Genomic DNA, 19,518 nt, shown 5'->3' with positions numbered 1-19,518 from the left:
GGTACCGCCACCCAGCCGACGCTGCTGGGGCGGCCCGCGCGCGCCCAGCGGGGCGGTGCCGCTGTTGTTACGATCCAGGCATCCCTGCCCGACCGGCAGCGTGCGGAAAGGCGTGATGGTGGTTCCTCAACGCAGAAGGTCCGAGGCGACCCCGCTGAGCATCTCCGTGGATCGTTCCGACCCTGCCGTCCCGGTGATCGGCGTCGGCGGCGACCTGGCCTACGCCACCGCGGCGCCGCTGCGCGCGGAGGTCGACCGGCTGCTCGCCGGGCGTCCCGCGACGCTCGTGCTCGACTTCGCCGACCTGCTGTTCCTGGACAGCACCGGCCTGTCCGTGATCGTGCACGCCTGGCGGGAGGGGCAGCAGGTCGGCACCCGGATCGAGCTGCGCGCGGTCCCGCGGTTCCTGGAGACCATTCTCGACCTGACCGGCGTCACCGGCCTGCTCGACCGTGCGCCGGTCGACGACCGGACCGGGCCGCCCGCCACGGGTTCGGCCGCCTCCGCGTGACCCCGGGGGTTTCCCGCCGGGGTCCGGCTGGGAACATGGGAGCGTGCCCTCCCAGATGCTGACCATCGAGGTGGACCGGCTCGACGCCGGCGCCGTCCGGGTGCGGCTGGCCGGTGAGCTGGACTACGACACCGCCCCGGAACTGGTCGAGGCCGTTGCGCGGCTTCGCCGCGACGGCTGCCAGGAGGTGGAGCTCGACTTCGGCGGCGTGGTCCTCTGCGACTCCTCCGGGCTGAGCGCGCTCGTGGTGATCCACCGCTCCGGCACCGGCGCGGTCCGGCTGCGCAACACCAATCCGCAGGTACGGCATCTGCTGGACCGCACCGGCCTGGCCGAGCTGCTGGCCGCCCCGCCCCGCGACGTGACCGGCGACGCCCGCGAGGTGGGCTGACCGCGCGGCACGCCGTTGCCGGGAAGGGGTGGCCCCCGGCCCTGGGACCAGGGGCCGGGGGCCGGGAGGATGGCTCAGGCGGCGGGCGCGGCCTGCCGGCGCGGGCCGGTGGTGTGCGGCTCTCCCACGATCGGGGCCTCGGCGTCCTCCGGCGCGCCGGAATCGGGCGTCTGGAACAGGTAACGGACGAAGTCTCCGGTAGCACCGTCGTCGTCCGCGCCCGGCCACTGCCCGACGCAGTCGACGCCGATCACCTCACGCCCGGTGCCGTCGTGGTGCTCCAGCAGCGCCCAGAGGGTCACCGGGTAGCAGCGGGTGACGTCCGGGCCGATCCGCCAGCGGGCGTACCACCCGGGACGGGCGGGGACGATCTCCACGATCCGTTTCATGTCGACCTGCCCTTCCGCGTGCGTCGGAAGTTGTCCGGTCCATCCGATCCTGCCGCCCGCCGGGGTGAGCGCTCCTCACCCGCAGCGAGTGAAGCCTCCGCCGGGCGGGCCTCCCGTTAGCTTCCCGGCAGCGCCGGGAACGCGGTCGGCGCAAGCGCAACCGACCAGGAACGAGGTGCGACGATGCGCAAGCAGATGGAGGGCGACAACCAGCGCCGCCGGGCTCTCGCCCGCGAGGCCCGCGAGCGAGGGCTGCGGCCGAGCCAGACCGGCGCCAGCCTGAGCGCGTCCAAGCAGGTCACCTCGCTGGACCGGCACGACCGGTCCGGCCCGCCGCCGGCCGGACGGCACAAGCCGGACACCACGCGCGGCGGTCCCGCGCCGCCGCCGGTCGCCGTCGCGGAGCAGCAGCGCCCGCTGCCGGACCCGACGCCGTCACCCGGGGTCTCGATGAGCTACCGGGATCTCGTCGACGACGTGAGCCGGCGCGCCGGGGTGGACTTCACCACGGCCAAGGTCGCCGCGGAGGGCACCGTGCTGGCCCTGGCCCAGGCGCTGGACGAGGTGGAACGGGAGCGACTGCTGGAGGCGGTGCCGCTGACCCTGCACGACGTGGTGCCGGTCTACGGTATGGAACCCCGCCGCGACCTGCCCGGATTCCTGGCCGAGGTCGGCCGCTACAGCCGCCTCACCCCGGAGCAGGCGCGCTACCAGGCCGAGGCGACGCTCGCCGCGCTCAATGAGGCCGACGCGGAGCTGGTCGAGTCGCTGCGCGTACCCGACGAGTTGCGTGACCTGCTCGGGCCGACCGACTTCGGCGGCGGCCTGGTGGGCGCGTCCTCGGCCACCGCGCCACTGACCGAGCCGGAGCTGCGTGACGCGCTCGCGGCGCTGCCCTACTGGTCCAGCGACCGGCGGTCGCTGGTGCGCACGATCGAGTTGCCCGGCGGCAACCTGGACCGGGTGCTCGACCGGCTGGACCAGCTCAAGGCCGAGGCCGGGCGCGCGCCGCAGATCGGGCGGCCGGACCCGGACAACGCCGTGCTGACGGTCCGCACACAGCAGGTCGACGGCGTGACCGCGGCGGACGTCGACCTCGCGCACCGGGTGGACGCGGCAGTCGACGAGGCCGGCGCCGGGATGGCGGCCGGCTGACCCGGCGGCGGAACGGTCCCGGTCCCCCGCGGGCCGGGGCCATCCGTGGCCGGGCGGTACCGTGTGCCGCCGTGGATCACGACGACACCGAGACCCTGGAGATCGTGGTGGACCCGGCCCGCCCGTCCGGGCGCACGCTGCTGGCCGACGGGGTCGAGCAGTCGTACGTGGACGTGGCCGACGCCCGGTACCTGCACTTCGAGTACGTGCGGCGGATCGCCGCCGCGATCGACCTGGCCGCCCCGCGGGGCGCGGCGCTGACGGCGCTGCACCTGGGCGGGGGCGCGCTCACACTGCCGCGCTGGCTCGCGCACACCCGGCCCGGTTCCGCGCAGCGGGTGATCGAGCGGGACCCGGGCGTGGTCGAGCTGGTCCGGCGGAAGCTGCCGCCGCTGCCGCCGAAGGTGGTGGTCGCGATCGGTGACGCCCGGGAGGCGGTCACCGAGGCGCCGTCCGGGGCGTACGACGTGGTGGTGGCCGACGTGTACCGGGCGGCCCGGATGCCCCCGCAGGTGGCGGCGGTCGAGTTCGCGACGCAGGTGGCCCGCGTGCTGCGCCCGGACGGCATCTATCTGATCAACCTCACCGACCTGCCGCCGCTGGCGCACACCCGGGGGCAGGTGGCCACGCTGCGGGCGGTGTTCGCCGACGTCTGCCTGGTGGCCGACCGGCGGATGCTGCGCGGACGGCGGTACGGCAACGTGGTGCTGGCCGCCTCGCCCACGCCGGGACGGCTGCCGGCGCGCCGGCTCGCCGCCCGGGCCGCCGCCGATCCGGTGCCCGGAACCGTGCTGCACGACGCGACGCTCGACGCGTTCGCCGCCGGCGCCCTCCCGGTCACCGACGCCGACCTGGGCTGAGCCGGGTTTTCCGCCCCGCGCGGCGGGTAGCCGCGCCGGATGAGCACCGCCGACGACCGGTCCACCGCGCGCCGGACGCTTGTCGTGATCGGGCTGGTCCTCGCCACGGTGGTCGGGCTGGCGCTGGTCTGGGCGACCCGGCGGGTGCTGGTGTGGGGTCTGGTGGCGGTGTTCTTCGCGGTCGCGCTGAAACCGCTCGTGGACCGCCTGCAGCGGCGGGTACGCCGCCGCGCGCTGGCCACGCTGCTGGTGTTCCTGGCCGCGTTCGCGCTGTTCGCCGCGGTCGGCGCGCTGATCCTGGTGCCGCTGGTGGACGAGGTGGCCCGCTTCGCCGACCGGCTGCCGGAGCTGGTGCGCGAGGCCCAGGCCGGGCGGGGACCGGTCGGGCGGCTGCTGGACCGCTTCCACCTGCTCCGGTACGCCGAGCCGGGCCAGCTGCGCCGGTTCGGCTCGCGGCTCGGCGACCCGACGGTCGGGGTGGTCCGCAGCGTGGCCCAGGCGGTGACCGCGCTGGTCACGGTGGTGGTGCTGGCGTACCTGATGGTGCTGGAGGCGCCGAAGATCGTCGCCGCGACGCTGCGGCTGGTCGGCGACGGCCCGGCGCGGCGGCTGCGGCGCATCGGCCGTGACTCGTCCCGGATCGTCACCGGCTACCTCAGCGGCAACGTGCTGATCAGCGTGATCTGCGGCGGCCTGACGTTCGTCGTGCTGTTCCTGCTCGGCGTGCCGTTCGCCGCGGTGATCGCGCTGACGGTCGCCGTGGTGGACCTGATCCCGCTGGTCGGCGCCACGCTCGGGGCGATCGCCGCGGCCGGGGCGGGATTCGTGCACTCCCCCACCGCCGGCATCGTGGTGCTCGTCTTCTTCGTGGTCTACCAGCAGGTGGAGAACCATCTGCTGCAGCCGGTCATCATGGCCCGCGCGGTGCGGCTCAACCCGTTGACGGTGCTGGTCAGCCTGCTGCTGGCGGTGGAGCTGGGCGGCCTGGTCGGCGCGCTGCTGGCGATCCCGGCGGCCGGCATCGCGCAGGTGCTGCTGCGCGAGTTCGTGCCGGCCGGGCGGCAGGCACTGCCGGAGCCGGCCGGCGGCGAGCCGGCGCAGCGGCCGCCGGCCGGCGGGTGAGGGCCGGCCGGCGGGTGCGCGGCGCTCAGCGCCGCCGGGCCAGCTCCGGTGACTCGCTCTCCAGCGGCACCGCGTTCGCCGGGACCAGGCCCAGTTGCACGGCGGGGCGGGGCAGCGTCGCGTCGAGCGCCCAGTCCGCGGCGACCCGGGGCCGGTTACCGGGCATGGCGAGCAGGTGGTAGCCGCGGGTGACGGCCTTGGCCGGCAGCCCGGCCAGCGGGACCTTCAGCGGGTTCGCCGCCGCGTCCTTGCCGCCCAGGTCCACCACCCAGCCCAGGTCGTGGTGCTTGTACGACTTGCGCACGCCCTGCCCGTAGGAGGCGGCGATGTTGTGCGCGGCCAGCTTGCCCTGCCGCTGGGCGTGCTGCGCGGTCATCGCGCACACCTGCCCGGGGCGGGTCGGATCGGGCACGGCGGCGGCGTCGCCGCAGGCGAACACCTCCGGGAAGCCGGGGACGTTGAGGAACTCGTCGACCACCAGCCGGCCCTTCTCGGTGCGCAGCCCCAGCTCGGCCACGAACGGGTCGGGGCGTACGCCGACGCACCAGACGAGGCTGCACGTCGGGACGTACTCGCCGTCGGTGAGCATCACCCCGTCCGGGGTGGCCTCGGCGACCGATGTGTTCATCCGCACGTCCACGCCGCGCTTGCGCAGCACCCGGTCGGCGGTGACCGACATCCGCCGGTCCAGTTCGGGCAGCACCCGGGGCGCGAGGTCGAGCAGCATCCAGCGCGGCCGGACCTTCAGGTGCGGGCGCTGGGCCATCAGCCGGTCGGTGAACAGCTGCCCGTGCGCGGCCACCTCGGTGCCGGTGTAGCCGGCGCCGACCACCACGAACGTGGCGCGGGCCCGCTGCTCGGCCGGGTCGTCGGTCAGCTCGGCCAGCTCGATCTGCCGGACCACGTGATCGTGCAGGTACAGCGCCTCGGGCAGGCCGCGGAAGCCGTGGGCGTACTCGGTCACGCCGGGAATCGGCAGCAGCTTGTTGACGCTGCCGACGCTGAGCACGAGCCGGTCGTACGCGAGCTGACCGTGGTCGCCCTCGATCGAGCGGTAGCCGACCCACCGGTTCTGCAGGTCGACCCGGTCCGCCTCGCCGACCACCACGCGGACGCCGTCGAGCGTGCCGGCGAGCGGCACGGCGATCCGGGTCGGCTCCACCACGCCGGCCGCCACCTCGGGCAGCAGCGGCAGGTAGAGGAAGTAGTCGGTCGTGTTCAGCAGGACGATCTCGGCCCGGTCGCGGGCCAGTCGGCGCAACGTCTTGGCCGCGTGGTACCCGGCGAACCCGGCCCCCACGATCACCACACGTGGTTTCGTCATGCCTGCTGCCGTTCCCGGGCAGACCTGCGACAAACGTACCCAAGATCCATCCATCAGCGGCTATATGGACATTCCTCGCGATCGACGCGAGGATGTACCGCCTCCGCCGCGGGGTGCTGCCGGTCGGCGACGTCACCGAGGTGACCGTCGACCTGTCCAAGGACAACGTGTTCCTCGGTGTGCGGGCGGTGGACCGGGCCGGGTACCGCAGTCCGGTCGCGTTCCCGAAGCCGGGCAGCTGGGGCTGCTCGGTTCGGCGGCGGCGCGGCCGGTCGTCAGGCGGTGATCGCCCAGCGTTCGTGGTCGCGCCACGCGCCGTCGATGAACAGGTAGTCCGGGGAGAAGCCCTCCAGCCGGAAGCCGAGCCGACGCGCCAGCCGCTTCGACGGCTCGTTGCCGGGTTGGATGTTCGCCTCCAGCCGGTGCAGACCGAGCGGCCCGAACGCGTACCCGATCACCAGCCGCACCCCGGCCGAGGCGTGCCCGGTCCCGGCGTACGGGTGGAACGCCGCGTATCCGAGGTAGCCGCCGCGCAGCGCGCCCCACACGATGCCGCTGATGTTCGCGTACCCGGCGATCTCACCGCTCTCCCGGTCGCAGAACAGGAACCCGGAACTGTCCCGCCGCCGGATCTTGCGTAGGTACGCCGCGTACAGCTGCGTGTCGTCCGGCGCGGACAGCCACGGATGGTGCAGATCACGGCTGCGCCGGGCGGCGGCGACGAACTCCGCCTCGTCGGCGGGGCGGGGGCGGCGGATGGCGACGCGGCCGTCGCTGCGCAGATATCGCACCGTCCCACTCTCGGCCACCGCCCCCACTCCGCCCCACCCGGGTCAGCTCCGCCACCCGCTGTCCTACTCTCCGGGAGCACTGTTCCACTTCTCAGGACCACAAGAGATCTTGGTACGAAATGGCCCCTATGGGGGCCATTTCGTACCAAGATCTCACCCAACGCGAGGTGTCGCCCGATCAGCAAGACCAGCAGTCCGCCCCTTAGACGCACCACGCCCACGCCCACGCCCACGCCCACGCCCACGCCCACGCCCACGCCCACGCCCACGCCCACGCCCACGCGATCTTGCAGTTAGCGCCCGAGTCTTGCACGTTTTGCGAGGTTTGACGGGCAACATAGTGCAAGATCGCGCACGCATGGATGGATCGGAGAGCTCTTGAGCCAGCGGACCCGTCCGCATGTGCGGGGCGGGGTGGTTTGGCGGTCTGTGTCTGGTCGCTGCGGGGGCGGGGCTGTGGTCGGTGCCACCGTGGGGGTGGAATCGGTGGCGGGCGCGGGGCGTTGTACATGGCTGACCCCGGGGCACCGGGACGAGCGCCGAACACCAGCCCGCGCGAGCGGGTCGCCAGGTCAGGGAATCGGCCCGGCCCGGACGTCGTTACATCCCCGAGCGACGGGCACGCCGCCGTCCCCGGGAATGGCCCCGGTCCGGTCGTGGTTACATCCCCAGACCCACGCCACCGGTCACCCCCCGGCTGGCAGCCACGGTCGGCGGGAATCATCCCCGGCCCGCAGGTCGTTACATCCCCCGAGCCGCGAGGAGCAGGCCCCTTCCGGGCCGCCCGCGTGCCAGCCCCTCCACGGGCACCCAAGACTTTCCCCCTTCGCGGCACCCCCGCCGCGTATCCCCCATTTCAGGGAGGCAACCATCATGGCTACCACTCTGCTGCGCAAGACCGTTCTGACCGCTGCCGGTGTCGTCGCCACCGCCGGTGGCATCGCCGGCCCCGCCATCGCCGCCCAGGCCACCCCGGCCGAGCGCGCCGCCGCCCAGGTCACCACCGACCGCAAGGGCCACGGCGAGCGGGAACTCGACGTCCGCTACGAAGCCCAGCCCAACTTCTACTTCTGCGGCCCCGCCGCCGCCCGCAACGCGCTGAGCGTGCAGGGCAAGAACATCGACGTACACGCCATGGCCGAGGAGATGGGCACCACCGAAGCCGGCACCAACTCCATCAACGACATCACCCCCGTGCTGAACAAGGAGACCGGTAAGGACGTCTACAAGTCCACCGAGATCCCCATGGACAAGGCCCGCGACCGCGACAAGGTCGACAAGCTGCGCGCCGACGTGGTCAAGACCGTCGACGACGGCCGTGCCGTGGTGGCCAACATCGCCGGCACCGCGACCGACACCGACGGCAACGCCCACTCCTTCGAGGGTGGCCACTACATCAGCGTGGTGGGCTACCGCGACGGCGGGAAGGTCGTGACGATCGCCGACTCGGCGAACCCGAACCAGGCCTCCTACCGGATGGACGTGGACGAGCTCGCCCGCTGGATCGCCAGCCGCGGCTACAGCTCCTGACCGATGACGAAGGGCCCGACCCCCACCACGGGGTCGGGCCCTTCGGCGTATCCAACGGCTGCCGTCCGGTCACCTCGTCGTCACGCGGGTGTCGTCACCCGGACGGGTCGCTCCACCACGCTGGGTCGCGCCGGACCATCCGGGCGACCGTGAAGGAGCAGCAGTGGCAGCCGAGGAGGCGACGAACCGCCCCGACGTGAGTGTCGTCGTACCGGTCTACAACACGCTGCGCTACCTGCGGCAGTGCCTCGACTCGCTGCTGCGGCAGACGATCGGGCCGGACCGGATGGAGATCGTGGCGGTGGACGACGGGTCCACCGACGGCAGCGGCCGCCTGCTGGACCGGTACGCCGCGCGGTACCCGGGCACCGTACGGGTGGCGCACCAGCCCAACTCCGGTGGCCCGGCCGCGCCGTGCAACCGGGGACTGGACCTGGCCACCGGCCGGTACGTCTTCTTCGTCGGCTCGGACGACCGGCTCGGCCCGGAGGCCCTCGAACGCCTGGTCGCCGCCGCCGACCGGTACGGCTCGGACGTGGTGCTCGGCAGGGTGGTGGGCGTCAACGGCCGGCACGTCTTCTCCGACGTGTTCGCCGACGGCAACGTGGTCGACGTGAGCCTGTTCGACTCGGCGCTGCCCTGGTCGCTGGCGAACACGAAGCTGTTCCGGCGCGAGGTGGTCGACCGGCTGGGGCTGCGCTTCCCGGAGGACATGCCGGTCCTCAGCGACCAGCCGTTCACGCTCGCCGCCTGCTACCACGCCCGGCGGATCTCGGTGCTGGGCGACTACGACTACTACCACGCGGTGCGCCGCCTGGACGCCCGCAACATCACCTACCACAGCCGGGTCGAGCAGCGCCTGGTCAGCGTGGAGCGGCTGTTCGCGTTCGTCGCCGGCCTGATCCCCGCGGGACCGCGCCGGGACGCGGTGCTGTGCCGCCACGTCGGGCTGGAGCTGGCGAACCTGGTCGGCGACGACTTCCGGCACCTGGACCGGGCCACGCAGGAACTGGTGCACGCCGGTGTCGCCCGGCTGGTGCGGCGGCACGTCACGGACGGCGTGCGGGACCGGCTCGGCATCGAGGCCCGGCTGCGGCTGGGCGCGGTGACCGCGGGCGGGGTCGACGAGCTGCTGGCGGTCATCGAGCAGGACACCGGCCGGGGGGTGCCGGCGACGGTGTTCGCCGGGGACCGGTGGCACGCGGGCTATCCGGGCGCCCCGGCCGGCTGGACGGACGTCACCGACGTACGCGCCGGCTGGCTGGCGCGGCTGGACGCCGTCGACGTGAGCTGGGCCGACGGGGACACGCTCACGGTGACCGCGCGCAGCCCGTACCCCCGGTTCGCCGCGCAGGCGGGACCGGTGCGGCTGCTGGCCGGTGCGGTCGTGGGCGCCACCCGGGTCGACGCCGGCGACCCGACCGGCCGCACGGTCCGCACGGAGTTCCCCCTCGACCGGCTCCTGGCCGCGAGCCGCGCGGGCGGCCGGCGGCATCCGGTACGCGCCGAGGTGGACGGCGGCCACGGGCGCGGCGGGGCCGCGGTGCGCGCGCCCCGGCTCGCCGCCGGGCGGCCCCGCCTGCTGCGGCACGGCGCCCGGCTGTACGCGGTCGCGGCCACCGTCGACCCCCGCAACGGTCAGCTCGTGCTGTCCGTGGTGCCGGTGACCGTCGGGCAGCTCGTCGGGCGGCTGCGCCGGCGCGGCCCAGCCGCCGCACAGACGTCAGCGCGCGGCCCGGCCGCCGCGCAGACGTCAGGGCGCGGCGCGGAAGGCCGGCTCGGCCGGCATGGACACCTGGAGGTACGTGGTGCCGCGCAGGTCCAGCCAGGCCCGCTGCGGCGCGCGGACCAGGCGCACCATCACTCCGGAACAGGCGGGACATCGCCCGACCAGGCCCGGGGCGTGCGAGTAGACGTGTAGCCCGGCCATCGGGCCGGTCGTCCCGCAGGTGTCGCAGCGCCCGGTGGTGGCGCTCAGGTCGACGGCGAACACCTCGCGCAACGGCCCGTCGAGCATGTTGCCATCCAGGTAGGACAGGTCGGTCATCCGCTCTCCTCGGGTCGTCAGCCGGTCGGGCCGAACCGTTCGGTCCGCACGCGCCGGGTCGGGTGGCCCAGCCCCACCAGCAGGTCGGCCACTGTCTCCACGAATCCGGTGGGGCCGCAGACGTAGCAGAGCGGCTCCAGGTCCGGCGGCCAGCCGTGGCTGTTCACGTCGGCGAGGCCGATCCGGTGCGGCTCGCCGCGCCAGCCGTCGGGCGCCGCGCGGGTGTAGACGTACGCGACGTCCAGGCCCTGGTCGTCGCGGGCGCGGCGGCGCAGCTCGTCGGCGTAGATCACGTCGTCCGGGGTGCGCACCGAGTAGACGAGCCGGAACGGGGTGCGGCTGCCGGCGGCCCGGCGCGCGCGGATCATCGCCATCAGCGGCACCACTCCGGATCCGCCGCCCACCAGCAGCACCGGCGCGGTCTCGTCGGTACGCCAGACGAACCAGCCGCCGACCGGCCCGCGCACCTCGATCGGGTCGCCCTCGGCGTAGGTGTCGGTCAGGTACGGCGACACCTCCCCGTCGGGCACCCGCTGCACCGTCACCTCGATCCGCTCACCGTCGGCCGGGCCGGCCAGCGAGTACGACCGGGCCGCCTGGTAGCCGTCCTCGGCGGTCAGGCGCAGGTCGACGTGCTGCCCGGGCAGGTGGCCGGGCCAGCCGGGCACGTCCAGCACCAGCGTCTGCGCGGTGGGCGTCTCGATCCGCCGCTCGACCAGCCGGGCCACCCGCCACATCAGCGGCGCGACGCGGCGGCCCTGCGCCTGCGCGGTCACCTCAGTCGCCCTGGTAGCGCTGCTCGCGCCACGGGTCGCCGTAGTCGTGGTAGCCGGCGGTCTCCCAGAAGCCGGGCCGGTCGTCGACGAGCAGCCGGATGCCGTGCACCCACTTCGCCGACTTCCACAGGTACAGGTGCGGCACGAGCAGCCGCGCCGGGCCGCCGTGTTCGGCCGGCAGCGGCCCCCCGTCGTACGTGTGCACCACCCAGGCCCGCCCGCCGCGCAGGTCGTCAAGCGGCAGGTTGGTGGTGTAGCCGCCGTAGGAGTGCGCCAGCGCGTACCGGGCGGTGGTGTCGACGCCGTCGAGCAGCGTGTCCAGGGAGACGCCCTGCCAGGTGGTGCCGAGCTTGGACCAGCGGGTGACGCAGTGCAGGTCCACCGTCGGCGTGTCCTGCGGCAGGCCCATCATCTCGTCCCAGGACCAGCGGTACTCCGCGCCGGTCTCGCTGGTCAGCACGAACTCCCAGGTGTCGAGCGGCACCCGCGGCGTCGGGCCGGCGGAGAGCACGGGAAAGTCCTCGGTGAGGTACTGCCCCGGCGGCAGGTCGGTCGCGGACGAACGGGGCCGGCCCTGGAAGCCCGGCGAGACGATTCCCACCCGTCAGTCGTACCACCGCCGGCCGTGCCGGGGCAGCGGTTCCCACCGAGTCAGGCGCCGCCTCCGCCCTGCACTTCGTGCACGACGGTGCGCTGGCCGTCGCCGCTGTTGCGGGTGGCCCGGAGGCTGGTGATGGTGACGATCACCAGGACGCCGATGATCACGCCGAGCGAGGCCAGCGTCGGAATCTCCGGCACGCCCTCCCAGATGCCGTGCGCCCAGTGCAGGCCCAGCTTGAGGCCGATGAACGCCAGGATGACGGCCAGGCCATAGCTGAGGTGCACGAGCCGGCTCAGCGCGGCGTGCAGCACGAAGTAGAGCGCCCGCAGGCCCAGCAGCGCGAAGGCGTTGGTGGCGAAGACCAGGTACGGGTCCTCCGTGATGCCGTAGACGGCGGGCACCGAGTCGACGGCGAACACGATGTCGGTGGCCAGCACCGCGACCACGACGAGCGCGAACGGGGTGAGCGCCCGGCGGCCGTTCTGCCGGATGGTCATCCGGGTGCCGTGGTATTCGTCGACCACCGGCATGACCTTGCGCAGCAGCCGCACCGACCGCATCTTGTTGATGTCGACCTCCTGCTCGTGCCCGCTGAGGGCGTCGCGCAGCAGCTTCACCGCGGTGGCGACGAGGATGAGCGCGAAGAGCAGGAAGGCGAAGTCGAGCGTCTTGAGCGCGGCGGCGCCGAGCGCGATGAACACACCGCGCAGCACCAGGGCGCCCGCGATGCCGTAGAGCAGCACCCGCTGGGCCAGCACGGAGGGCACCGCGAACGCGGCGAGCAGCAGCATGAAGACGAACAGGTTGTCGACCGACAGCGACTTCTCGACCAGGTAGCCGGTGAGGTACTCGATGCCCTGCTGGCTGCCCCAGCGGGACCAGATCCAGGCGCCGAACGCCAGCGGCAGCGCGATGTAGAAGGCCGACCAGCCCAGGGCCTCACGGATGGAGACCTCGTGCGGCTTGCGGGTGACCAGGAAGTCGAGCACCAGCAGCACGAGCACGCCGACGATCGTCACCGCCCACAGCGTGGGCGTGCCGACCGACGACAGTTCGGCCGCAGCCAGCGGGGACAATTCGGGCATGGAACCTCCTCGAACACCGTGTCATGTTCGAGGTCTCCTTCACCCACGTTTCCGTGGGCAACCACCCGGGGCTCGCCTCGGCGGCTTGCCGTACTGACCGGAATGATTTTTGGGAAGTACTCCCCTCGCCTGGACAAGGCTAGGTCACCGCCGGACCGGACGCCAAGTCGGGACACGGATGCTTGCCCTGGTCAACAGACTGGGCGGCGGCTCAGGGCATGGCGCCTGGTCACCGCGGCCCCTATGGTGACGCAGGTGACAGTCCAGGGACCGCTGACCGGCGTACGGGTGATCGAGCTGGCCGGGATCGGCCCCGGGCCGTTCGCGGCGATGATGCTGGCCGACCTCGGCGCCGACGTGGTGCGCATCGACCGGCCCGGCGGCGGCGGGTTCGGCGCGTTCCCGGGCGACCTGCTGAACCGCAACCGCCGCTCGATCGCGGTGGACCTGAAGCAGCCCGCGGGCCGTGACCTGGTGCTGGCGCTCGCCGCCCGGGCCGACGCGCTGGTGGAGGGCTTCCGGCCCGGGGTGACCGAGCGGCTCGGCCTCGGCCCGGACGACTGCCTCACCGCCAACCCGCGCCTGGTGTACGGGCGGATGACCGGCTGGGGGCAGGACGGCCCGCTCGCGCACAGCGCCGGACACGACATCGACTATCTGGCGCTGACCGGGGCGCTGCACGGGGTGGGCCGGGCCGGTGAGCGTCCGGTGCCGCCGATGAACCTGCTCGGCGACTTCGGTGGCGGGGGCATGATGCTGGCCCTGGGCGTGGTCGCGGCGCTGTACGCGGTACGCGGCGGCGCGCCCGGCCAGGTGGTCGACGCCGCCATCGTGGACGGCGTCTCGGTGCTGGCCACCCAGATCCACGCGCTGCGCGGCATCGGGCTGTGGCAGGACCCGCGCGGTGTGAACCTGCTCGACGGCGGCGCGCCCTTCTACGACACGTACGAGTGCGCCGACGGGCGGTACGTGGCGGTCGGCGCGCTGGAGCCGCAGTTCTACGCCGAACTGGTCCGGCTCACCGGTTTTCCGTTGGACGGCGACGACGGCCCGGACAGCGGCGACGCGCTGGACCGGGACGACCCGGCGAACTGGCCGGCGTTGCGGGCCGCCTGGGCGCGGCTGTTCCGCACCCGTACCCGGGACGAGTGGACGCAGCTGCTGGCCGGCACTGACGCCTGCGTGGCGCCGGTGCTCGACTGGGCCGAGGCGCCCGAGCACCCGCACCTGCGCGCCCGGGACACCTTCGTCGCGCCGGACGGGGTCACCCAGCCGGCGCCCGCGCCGCGTTTCTCGGCCACCCCGACAAGTGTGCGGCGCCCGCCGCCGGGGCCGGGCGAGCACACCGACGAGGTCCTCGCCGAGGCGGGGGTGGACGCCGCCCGGATCGCCGCGCTGCGGGCGGACGGTGTGATCGCCTGATCGTGGGCGGTCAGCGCCGGCGCGCGGCGGCCGGGGCGAGCGCCGGTTCCACCATGTCGCGGTAGTCGCGCGGGAACTGGACCACGACGTCCTGGAACTCGCCGCCGCCGATCGCCTCGCGCATCGTGGTGAACACCGCGCGTACGGCGTCGCGGGCGGTGTTCTCGTCGCAGTCCGCCCGGCGGGCGACCCGGGCCACGAACTCCGCCGCGCCGAACCGCTCGGCCGCCTCGTCCCGCGGGTACGGGCTGAGCAGCCCCTGCAGCGGTTTCGGCAGTTGCGCGGCCAGGTCAAGCACCTCGCCACCGGTCAGCCGCTGCGCGAACGTCTCCAGGGTGGCCGCGGTGAGCGTGGCGGCGCGGTCCTCGCTGGTGCCGGTGAGCCGGGCGACCCGGCCCACGAACGTCAGGTAGTGCATCGGTGGTACCCCCTTCGGTGCGCCCAGCGCGGCTACCCGCCCCGGCGCGGCGGAAACGGTTGCGACGGGGCGGCAGGTTTTCCGGTGGCGGCGGGCGTGAGCGGCGGCGCGGCGGGTAACCGCCGCCCGGTCGTGACCCCAACTACTGCCGCGAGGAGCCCGACTGATGGCGAGTTACTCGGATGTCCTGGAGTACCTGTCCGCGCTGGACTACCCGGCCGGGAAGGACGACGTCATCCGCGAGGCGGAGCGGGAGGGCGCGCCGCCGGACGTGTTGCGGGCGTTGCGCGCGCTGCCCCCGGTGGACTACGCCAACGGCACCGAGGTGGCCCGCTCGGCCGGCATCGACGCGGCCCCGGAGGTGAGCCGCTCGCAGCGCGCGGCGCAGGCCCGGGACAACCACCCGCGCGTGTCGCAGCACCTGCGCGGCATCTGAGCACGGCGGGAGAGCCGGCGGGCGACACGGCCGCCGGCCTCTGCGCGTGCGGAAAAGCTGGGCTCCTCTGTGGCCGGTCGCGCAGCCCGGACAGGCGAGCGCCCCGGGTCACGAACCGCGACCTGGGGCGCCACGCAGCACCTGTCCCCCGCGGTTCACGCCCGAACCGGGTCGCGACCGCGAGGCGGTGAGATGTTCGCCCGAACCGGGCGGGCATCGCTGCCACGATCATCATACGACGCAACATCAGCCGAACGGGTGAGATTCGCGGAACTGTGTCCGGGCGCACGTACGCGCTCAGGCGGTCACCTCGGCGTACCGGCGTTCCAGCTCCACTCGCGCCAGCGCTCCGACCAGCCACGACAGTTGTTCCGACTCACCACTGCCGGCCAGCCCGGCGAGGTCACCGGCGGTACGGCCCAGGCCGAGCCGGCGGGCCGCCGCGAGCGCTCGACGGTCGGCCACCGGCGCCGCCTCGCGCCACAGCGCCTGCGCCTCGCGCAGGAACAGGTCGCACACCTCGTCGTCCACTCCGGGCAGTGCGGTCAGCAGCCGCCGCTCCCCCGCCGGGTCCTGACGCGCGGCGGTGCGCAGCCGGCGCAGGTCGCCCCGGTACGTGTCGACGACCGTGCGGGCCAGGTCGCCGAGCGTGTCGGCGAGCCCGGCCAGGTCGCCGCGCAGCCCGGCGGCGCGCAGCACGCGTACCCGGTCCTCGTGGCGCGAGCGGGCCATCCGCGCCGCCGTGTCCCACCCGGCGTCCCGCAGCGCCGTGGCCGCGTCGACCGCGCGGTGGAAGTCGCCCCGGCGGGCCAGCAGGACGGACAGGTAGAGGACCTGGAACAGCTGGGCCGGGTTGTTCGTCACCCGGAACCCGAAGCACTCGGCGAACCCGCGGCCGTCCCCGGCGAGCCGGCGGGCGAGCCGCTTCTTGTCCGCGACGTCGCGCGGGGCGGTCTTTGTCGGCATGCCGTGGACTACCCAGGCGACGGCCCGGCATGCGGGTACGACGGTCAGCCGGATACGCCGCCGCTGCGGTCGCGGGCCTTGAGCCGGGTGGTGGGCAGCGCGGGCGCGGGCAGCGGCGGCGCCGCGTCGTCGGCGACGACGCCGAAGCGGCGGCCGGCCATCCAGTCCTCGCGGGCGGCCACCACCTCCTCGTGCGAGCGGCCGACGAAGTTCCACCACATCACCAGCGGCTCATCGAACGGGGCGCCGCCGAGCAGCAGCAGCCGGGTGCCCGGTTCGGCGCTCAGGGTCAGCGCGCTTCGCCCGAGGCCCAGGTACAGCAGCGCGCCGGGGGCCAGCGCCACGCCGTCGCAGTCGGCGGCGCCGGACATGGCCAGCAGCGCGTACTCGAAGTCGGGGCGCAGCGGCAGCGTGGCCGGCGCCGCGCCGCGGGCCTCGAGCTGCGCGCCAACGAGCGGGGTGTGCACGACGGCGGGCGAGCGTTGCCCGCCGAACTCACCGACGAGCACCGTGACGTCCAGGTCGCCGTCGCGCAAGCGGGGCAGGTCGGCGTGGTGGGCGAAGTCCGGGTCGCCGGCGCGCGCCGGGTCGGGCAGCGCCACCCAGAGTTGTACGCCGTGCATGAGCGGCGGGTGCACCAGCGGGGAGCGCTCGGAGTGGGCGATGCCGCGCCCGGAGGTCATCACGTTGAGCTGGCCGGGGCGGATGGGCTGGACGTTGCCGAGGCTGTCGCGGTGCAGGATCTCCCCGTCGAGCAGCCAGGTGACGGTCTGCAGGCCGGTGTGCGGGTGCGGCGGCACCTCCATGCCGGGCCGGTCGGCGACGTCGTCGGGCCCGAAGTGGTCGACGAAGCACCACGCGCCGACCATCCGGCGCTGCCGCTGGGGCAGCAGCCGGCGCACCGTGGTGTAGCGGCCGAGGGGGACGTCGTGCCCGGGCAGCAGCACGCTGCCCGGGTCGGTCGGGCCGACGCCGGGCGGGAGCGTCTGCGCGGGCAGGGATTCGGTGCGGTCCACCGCCCCGACTGTACGCTCAGTCCGCCGTGACGCTCACCGCGTTCGCGCCCGCCGCCAGATCGAGGTAGAGCCGTTCGGCCGCCCGGTCCCAGCCCGGTGAGCTGACCAGGTCACCGGCGGCGATCCCGCCGTGCCGCTCGTCGTAGACGGTCAGCGAGCCGGCCCCGGCGGCGACGCGCACCCGCACCGGCGGCCCGCCGGGCACGGTGACGGTCAGCTCGCTGACCCCGCCGGTCATCCGGACGGTGAGCGACCCGTTCAGCCGGGGCAGCAGCAGCCGGGTCCGCGACGCGCCGCCGACCAGGTCGATCCCGGCGAGCCGGGCGTCGCCCAGGTCGAGCCGCTGCTCGCTGACGCCGCCGACGAGCCGTAGCCGCCAGGTGACCCGGGAGTTGAGCACGACGTCCACGGCGGCCGGACCGCGACGGCCGTTCTCCTCGACCCGCAGGCGGACCCGGTCGCCGACCATCTGCGGGCGCGGCGTGACGCCGCCGTCCTCCGGCACGTCGATGCGGTAGAGGTCGTCGCCGAGGTCGGCGGCCCGCAGGGTGAACCTGGTCAGACCGTCGGCCAGCTCGAACTCGGCGCGCTGCCGGCCGCCCCGGGGCTCGGCGAGCGTCTGCGCTCCGGCGGCCTCGGCCGCGCCGACACCTCCGGCGCCGGTGGCGGGCGACGGCGGCGCGCCGCCGGAGAAGACCACGCCGAGGCGGCCCGGGTTGGACAGCGTCACCGCCACGGCCACCCCGCCGAGCACGACCACCAGCGCGGCGGCGGCGGCCAGCAGGCGGGCCGCGCCGGACCAGCGGGGTCGGGTCAGGCCGGGCTCATCCTCGGATGTGGTCATGGTCATCCCCTCTCGCCGGTCCCCAACGGGTCATACGTGTCCGTTTCCCGGTCGGTTCACTCCTTTTCCGTGGCAGCGGTACGGGAGCGCACCTTGTCGGCGCACGTGGTCAGCACGGCCTGGGCGTCCAGGCCGAGGCTCTCGATGGCGACGAGCGCGGTGAACGCCACGTCGGCGAGTTCGGCGGCGACCTCCTCGCGGGTGTGCGTCACCCCCTTGCGCGGGTTCTGCCCGAGCATCCCGATCCAGGCGGCGGCGACCTCGCCGGCCTCCTCGCCGATCTTGAGGATGCGACAGGTCAGCTCGGTGTCGCCGCGGCCGTTCGCGGCGTCCAGCCAGGCGCGCGCGTCCCGCGCCGTTGTCCAGATGGTGGCGTCCACGGCGACCAGTGAACCTGATCGCGCAGACCGTTCGTATCCTGGGGCGACGCAGGCCAGCAGGTCTGCGGCCCAGGCGAGAGGAGGTGCCCGTGATGCCGGAGACCGTCGAGTCGGTGTTCGCCGGCGTGGTCGCCCGGAACCCGGGAGAGCCCGAGTTCCACCAGGCGGTCCGCGAGGTACTGGAGAGCATCGGTCCGGCCCTGGCCCGGCATCCCGAGTACGCCGAGGTGGTCGAGCGGATCTGCGAGCCCGAGCGGCAGGTCATCTTCCGGGTGCCGTGGGAGGACGACCAGGGCCGGGTACGGGTGAACCGCGGCTTCCGGGTGGAGTTCAACAGCGCGCTCGGCCCGTTCAAGGGCGGGCTGCGCTTCCACCCGTCGGTCTACCTGGGCATCGTGAAGTTCCTCGGCTTCGAGCAGATCTTCAAGAACGCGCTGACCGGCCTGGCGATCGGCGGCGGCAAGGGCGGCGCGGACTTCGACCCGAAGGGTCGCTCCGACCGCGAGGTGATGCGGTTCTGCCAGAGCTTCATGACCGAGCTGTACCGGCACATCGGCCCACAGACCGACGTGCCGGCCGGGGACATCGGGGTGGGCGGCCGGGAGATCGGCTACCTGTTCGGGCAGTACAAGCGAATCACCAACCGCTACGACGCGGGCGTGCTCACCGGCAAGGGCCTGGCGTACGGGGGCGCGCAGGTGCGCCGGGAGGCGACCGGGTACGGCGCGGTGTTCTTCGCCGACGAGATGCTCCGCCAGGCCGGGGACAGCCTGGAGGGCAAGCGGGTGGTGGTGTCCGGCTCCGGCAACGTGGCCATCTACGCGATCGAGAAGGTGCACCAGCTCGGCGGCACGGTGGTGGCGTGCTCCGACTCCGGCGGCTACGTGGTCGACGAGAAGGGCATCGACCTGGCGTTGCTGCGGGAGCTGAAGGAGCAGCGCCGGGGACGGCTGGCCGAGTACGCCGAGCACGCCCGCAACGCCGTGGCGGTCCCGGACCGCAACGTCTGGGAGGTGCCCTGCGACCTGGCGCTGCCCTGCGCCACGCAGAACGAGATCGGCGGCGCGGAGGCCGCCGCGCTGGTCGCCGGCGGCTGCGTAGCCGTGGTGGAGGGGGCGAACATGCCCACCACGCCGGAGGCGGTGCGGATCCTCGGCCGGGCCGGGGTGCGGTTCGCGCCGGGCAAGGCAGCCAACGCCGGTGGCGTGGCGGTCAGCGGGCTGGAGATGCAGCAGAACGCCAGCCGCGACACGTGGACGTTCGGCGAGTCGGAGCAGCGGCTGCGCGAGATCATGCGGGACGTGCACGACAGGTGCTGGGCGACCGCCGAGGAGTTCGGCCTGCCGGGCGACTACGTGGCCGGGGCGAACATCCAGGGGTTCCGGCGGGTGGCCGAGGCGATGCTGGCGCACGGCGTGGTGTGAGCGGCACGCGGGACGGGCGCTGACCGAGCG

21 protein-coding genes and 1 pseudogene are annotated in these 19,518 nt (G+C 74.1%); 10 read left to right on the top strand and 12 right to left on the bottom strand.

The genetic code is table 11. The annotated features are described in order from the left end of the window. The first annotated feature begins 166 nt into the window (after positions 1–166). Positions 167–511: an STAS domain-containing protein gene (locus PVK74_RS04375; RefSeq protein WP_043324565.1), complete on the top strand. Its 345-nt coding sequence runs from the start codon at positions 167–169 to the stop codon at positions 509–511. Positions 512–554: 43 nt separating this feature from the next. After that, positions 555–902 (top strand): STAS domain-containing protein, encoded by a 348-nt coding sequence (locus PVK74_RS04370; protein WP_231915450.1) that lies wholly within the window; start codon positions 555–557, stop codon positions 900–902. 74 nt (positions 903–976) lie between these two features. On the opposite strand, the gene PVK74_RS04365 is transcribed toward PVK74_RS04370, so the two are convergent. Continuing rightward, on the bottom strand, positions 977–1,291 hold the full coding sequence (locus PVK74_RS04365; RefSeq protein ID WP_030504313.1) for a hypothetical protein: 315 nt from the start codon (positions 1,289–1,291) through the stop codon (positions 977–979). Positions 1,292–1,474: 183 nt separating this feature from the next. Between PVK74_RS04365 and PVK74_RS04360 the strand changes: the two genes are divergently transcribed. From PVK74_RS04360 to PVK74_RS04350, 3 genes are all read left to right on the top strand, one after another. Then, complete coding sequence (locus PVK74_RS04360; RefSeq protein WP_069089851.1) at positions 1,475–2,446, top strand: DUF2267 domain-containing protein; 972 nt, start codon at positions 1,475–1,477, stop codon at positions 2,444–2,446. Positions 2,447–2,517: 71 nt separating this feature from the next. Continuing rightward, positions 2,518–3,306, top strand: a complete 789-nt coding sequence (locus PVK74_RS04355) for a spermidine synthase (protein ID WP_176722899.1) — start codon at positions 2,518–2,520, stop codon at positions 3,304–3,306. Between the two features lie 39 nt (positions 3,307–3,345). Beyond that, entirely contained in the window at positions 3,346–4,428 is a 1,083-nt protein-coding gene (locus PVK74_RS04350) for an AI-2E family transporter (RefSeq protein WP_274478255.1), read from the top strand. Positions 4,429–4,453: 25 nt separating this feature from the next. Here the strand turns inward: PVK74_RS04350 and PVK74_RS04345 are convergent, their stop codons facing one another. Both PVK74_RS04345 and PVK74_RS04340 read right to left on the bottom strand, forming a co-directional pair. After that, complete coding sequence (locus PVK74_RS04345; RefSeq protein ID WP_064446170.1) at positions 4,454–5,752, bottom strand: NAD(P)/FAD-dependent oxidoreductase; 1,299 nt, start codon at positions 5,750–5,752, stop codon at positions 4,454–4,456. A 275-nt stretch (positions 5,753–6,027) separates the two neighbouring features. Continuing rightward, positions 6,028–6,543 (bottom strand): GNAT family N-acetyltransferase, encoded by a 516-nt coding sequence (locus PVK74_RS04340; protein WP_043330194.1) that lies wholly within the window; start codon positions 6,541–6,543, stop codon positions 6,028–6,030. A gap of 873 nt (positions 6,544–7,416) precedes the next feature. Between PVK74_RS04340 and PVK74_RS04335 the strand changes: the two genes are divergently transcribed. Both PVK74_RS04335 and PVK74_RS04330 read left to right on the top strand, forming a co-directional pair. Next, on the top strand, positions 7,417–8,073 hold the full coding sequence (locus tag PVK74_RS04335; RefSeq protein ID WP_274478253.1) for a C39 family peptidase: 657 nt from the start codon (positions 7,417–7,419) through the stop codon (positions 8,071–8,073). A 163-nt stretch (positions 8,074–8,236) separates the two neighbouring features. After that, entirely contained in the window at positions 8,237–9,994 is a 1,758-nt protein-coding gene (locus PVK74_RS04330; protein ID WP_274478252.1) for a glycosyltransferase family 2 protein, read from the top strand. Here the strand turns inward: PVK74_RS04330 and PVK74_RS04325 are convergent. The 4 genes and pseudogenes from PVK74_RS04325 to PVK74_RS04310 form a co-directional block, all read right to left on the bottom strand. Further along, positions 9,920–10,090: pseudogene (locus tag PVK74_RS04325) on the bottom strand (DUF6510 family protein); the annotation flags it as partial. The gene PVK74_RS04330 and the pseudogene PVK74_RS04325 overlap by 75 nt on opposite strands. Before the next feature lie 47 nt (positions 10,091–10,137). Then, positions 10,138–10,857, bottom strand: a complete 720-nt coding sequence (locus tag PVK74_RS04320) for a ferredoxin reductase (RefSeq protein ID WP_176722796.1) — start codon at positions 10,855–10,857, stop codon at positions 10,138–10,140. A 40-nt stretch (positions 10,858–10,897) separates the two neighbouring features. Further along, entirely contained in the window at positions 10,898–11,497 is a 600-nt protein-coding gene (locus tag PVK74_RS04315) for a sulfite oxidase-like oxidoreductase (protein ID WP_043324587.1), read from the bottom strand. Positions 11,498–11,547: 50 nt separating this feature from the next. Next, positions 11,548–12,582 (bottom strand): TerC/Alx family metal homeostasis membrane protein, encoded by a 1,035-nt coding sequence (locus PVK74_RS04310; protein ID WP_064446173.1) that lies wholly within the window; start codon positions 12,580–12,582, stop codon positions 11,548–11,550. Positions 12,583–12,825: 243 nt separating this feature from the next. Here PVK74_RS04310 and PVK74_RS04305 point away from each other — a divergent pair, with 243 nt between their 5' ends. Further along, positions 12,826–14,004 carry a CaiB/BaiF CoA transferase family protein gene (locus tag PVK74_RS04305; protein WP_043324590.1) on the top strand — a complete coding sequence of 393 codons (1,179 nt, stop codon included), beginning with the start codon at positions 12,826–12,828 and terminating at the stop codon, positions 14,002–14,004. Positions 14,005–14,014: 10 nt separating this feature from the next. On the opposite strand, the gene PVK74_RS04300 is transcribed toward PVK74_RS04305, so the two are convergent. Further along, complete coding sequence (locus tag PVK74_RS04300; RefSeq protein WP_064446174.1) at positions 14,015–14,422, bottom strand: DUF2267 domain-containing protein; 408 nt, start codon at positions 14,420–14,422, stop codon at positions 14,015–14,017. Positions 14,423–14,588: 166 nt separating this feature from the next. Here PVK74_RS04300 and PVK74_RS04295 point away from each other — a divergent pair, with 166 nt between their 5' ends. Further along, complete coding sequence (locus PVK74_RS04295) at positions 14,589–14,858, top strand: DUF2795 domain-containing protein (protein WP_030502657.1); 270 nt, start codon at positions 14,589–14,591, stop codon at positions 14,856–14,858. A 297-nt stretch (positions 14,859–15,155) separates the two neighbouring features. Here PVK74_RS04295 and PVK74_RS04290 read toward each other — a convergent pair whose 3' ends face one another. The 4 genes from PVK74_RS04290 to PVK74_RS04275 are packed head-to-tail and all read right to left on the bottom strand — an operon-like array spanning position 15,156 to position 18,064. Continuing rightward, on the bottom strand, positions 15,156–15,824 hold the full coding sequence (locus tag PVK74_RS04290) for a hypothetical protein (RefSeq protein ID WP_187692769.1): 669 nt from the start codon (positions 15,822–15,824) through the stop codon (positions 15,156–15,158). A 44-nt stretch (positions 15,825–15,868) separates the two neighbouring features. Beyond that, on the bottom strand, positions 15,869–16,840 hold the full coding sequence (locus tag PVK74_RS04285) for a pirin family protein (RefSeq protein WP_209961628.1): 972 nt from the start codon (positions 16,838–16,840) through the stop codon (positions 15,869–15,871). 16 nt (positions 16,841–16,856) lie between these two features. Next, complete coding sequence (locus tag PVK74_RS04280) at positions 16,857–17,684, bottom strand: hypothetical protein (RefSeq protein ID WP_069088214.1); 828 nt, start codon at positions 17,682–17,684, stop codon at positions 16,857–16,859. Positions 17,685–17,740: 56 nt separating this feature from the next. After that, positions 17,741–18,064: a MazG-like family protein gene (locus PVK74_RS04275; protein ID WP_209961626.1), complete on the bottom strand. Its 324-nt coding sequence runs from the start codon at positions 18,062–18,064 to the stop codon at positions 17,741–17,743. 92 nt (positions 18,065–18,156) lie between these two features. Here PVK74_RS04275 and gdhA point away from each other — a divergent pair, with 92 nt between their 5' ends. Next, a complete protein-coding gene (gene gdhA, locus PVK74_RS04270) occupies positions 18,157–19,488 on the top strand; it encodes an NADP-specific glutamate dehydrogenase (RefSeq protein ID WP_209961623.1) in 1,332 nt (443 codons plus the stop codon). The last annotated feature ends 30 nt before the right edge of the window (positions 19,489–19,518 follow it).

Origin of the sequence: Micromonospora chalcea, from assembly GCF_028768405.1 — a bacterium.
In the GTDB taxonomy this organism is placed as follows: Bacteria; Actinomycetota; Actinomycetes; order Mycobacteriales; family Micromonosporaceae; genus Micromonospora; species Micromonospora chalcea.
Note: the sequence above shows the minus strand (reverse complement) of the source record. Positions and strands in the feature narration are given on the sequence as shown.

Excerpts from the sequence above, each read along its gene's own strand:
- PVK74_RS04295 (WP_030502657.1), top strand. The coding sequence starts at position 14,589 with ATGGCGAGTTACTCGGATGTCCTGGAGTACCTGTCCGCGCTGGACTAC.
- PVK74_RS04290 (WP_187692769.1), bottom strand. The coding sequence starts at position 15,824 with ATGCCGACAAAGACCGCCCCGCGCGACGTCGCGGACAAGAAGCGGCTC.
- PVK74_RS04305 (WP_043324590.1), top strand. The coding sequence starts at position 12,826 with ATGGTGACGCAGGTGACAGTCCAGGGACCGCTGACCGGCGTACGGGTG.
- PVK74_RS04365 (WP_030504313.1), bottom strand. The coding sequence starts at position 1,291 with ATGAAACGGATCGTGGAGATCGTCCCCGCCCGTCCCGGGTGGTACGCC.
- PVK74_RS04300 (WP_064446174.1), bottom strand. The coding sequence starts at position 14,422 with ATGCACTACCTGACGTTCGTGGGCCGGGTCGCCCGGCTCACCGGCACC.
- PVK74_RS04335 (WP_274478253.1), top strand. The coding sequence starts at position 7,417 with ATGGCTACCACTCTGCTGCGCAAGACCGTTCTGACCGCTGCCGGTGTC.
- gdhA (WP_209961623.1), top strand. The coding sequence starts at position 18,157 with ATGCCGGAGACCGTCGAGTCGGTGTTCGCCGGCGTGGTCGCCCGGAAC.
- PVK74_RS04320 (WP_176722796.1), bottom strand. The coding sequence starts at position 10,857 with ATGTGGCGGGTGGCCCGGCTGGTCGAGCGGCGGATCGAGACGCCCACC.
- PVK74_RS04350 (WP_274478255.1), top strand. The coding sequence starts at position 3,346 with ATGAGCACCGCCGACGACCGGTCCACCGCGCGCCGGACGCTTGTCGTG.
- PVK74_RS04280 (WP_069088214.1), bottom strand. The coding sequence starts at position 17,684 with ATGACCACATCCGAGGATGAGCCCGGCCTGACCCGACCCCGCTGGTCC.
- PVK74_RS04360 (WP_069089851.1), top strand. The coding sequence starts at position 1,475 with ATGCGCAAGCAGATGGAGGGCGACAACCAGCGCCGCCGGGCTCTCGCC.
- PVK74_RS04310 (WP_064446173.1), bottom strand. The coding sequence starts at position 12,582 with ATGCCCGAATTGTCCCCGCTGGCTGCGGCCGAACTGTCGTCGGTCGGC.
- PVK74_RS04345 (WP_064446170.1), bottom strand. The coding sequence starts at position 5,752 with ATGACGAAACCACGTGTGGTGATCGTGGGGGCCGGGTTCGCCGGGTAC.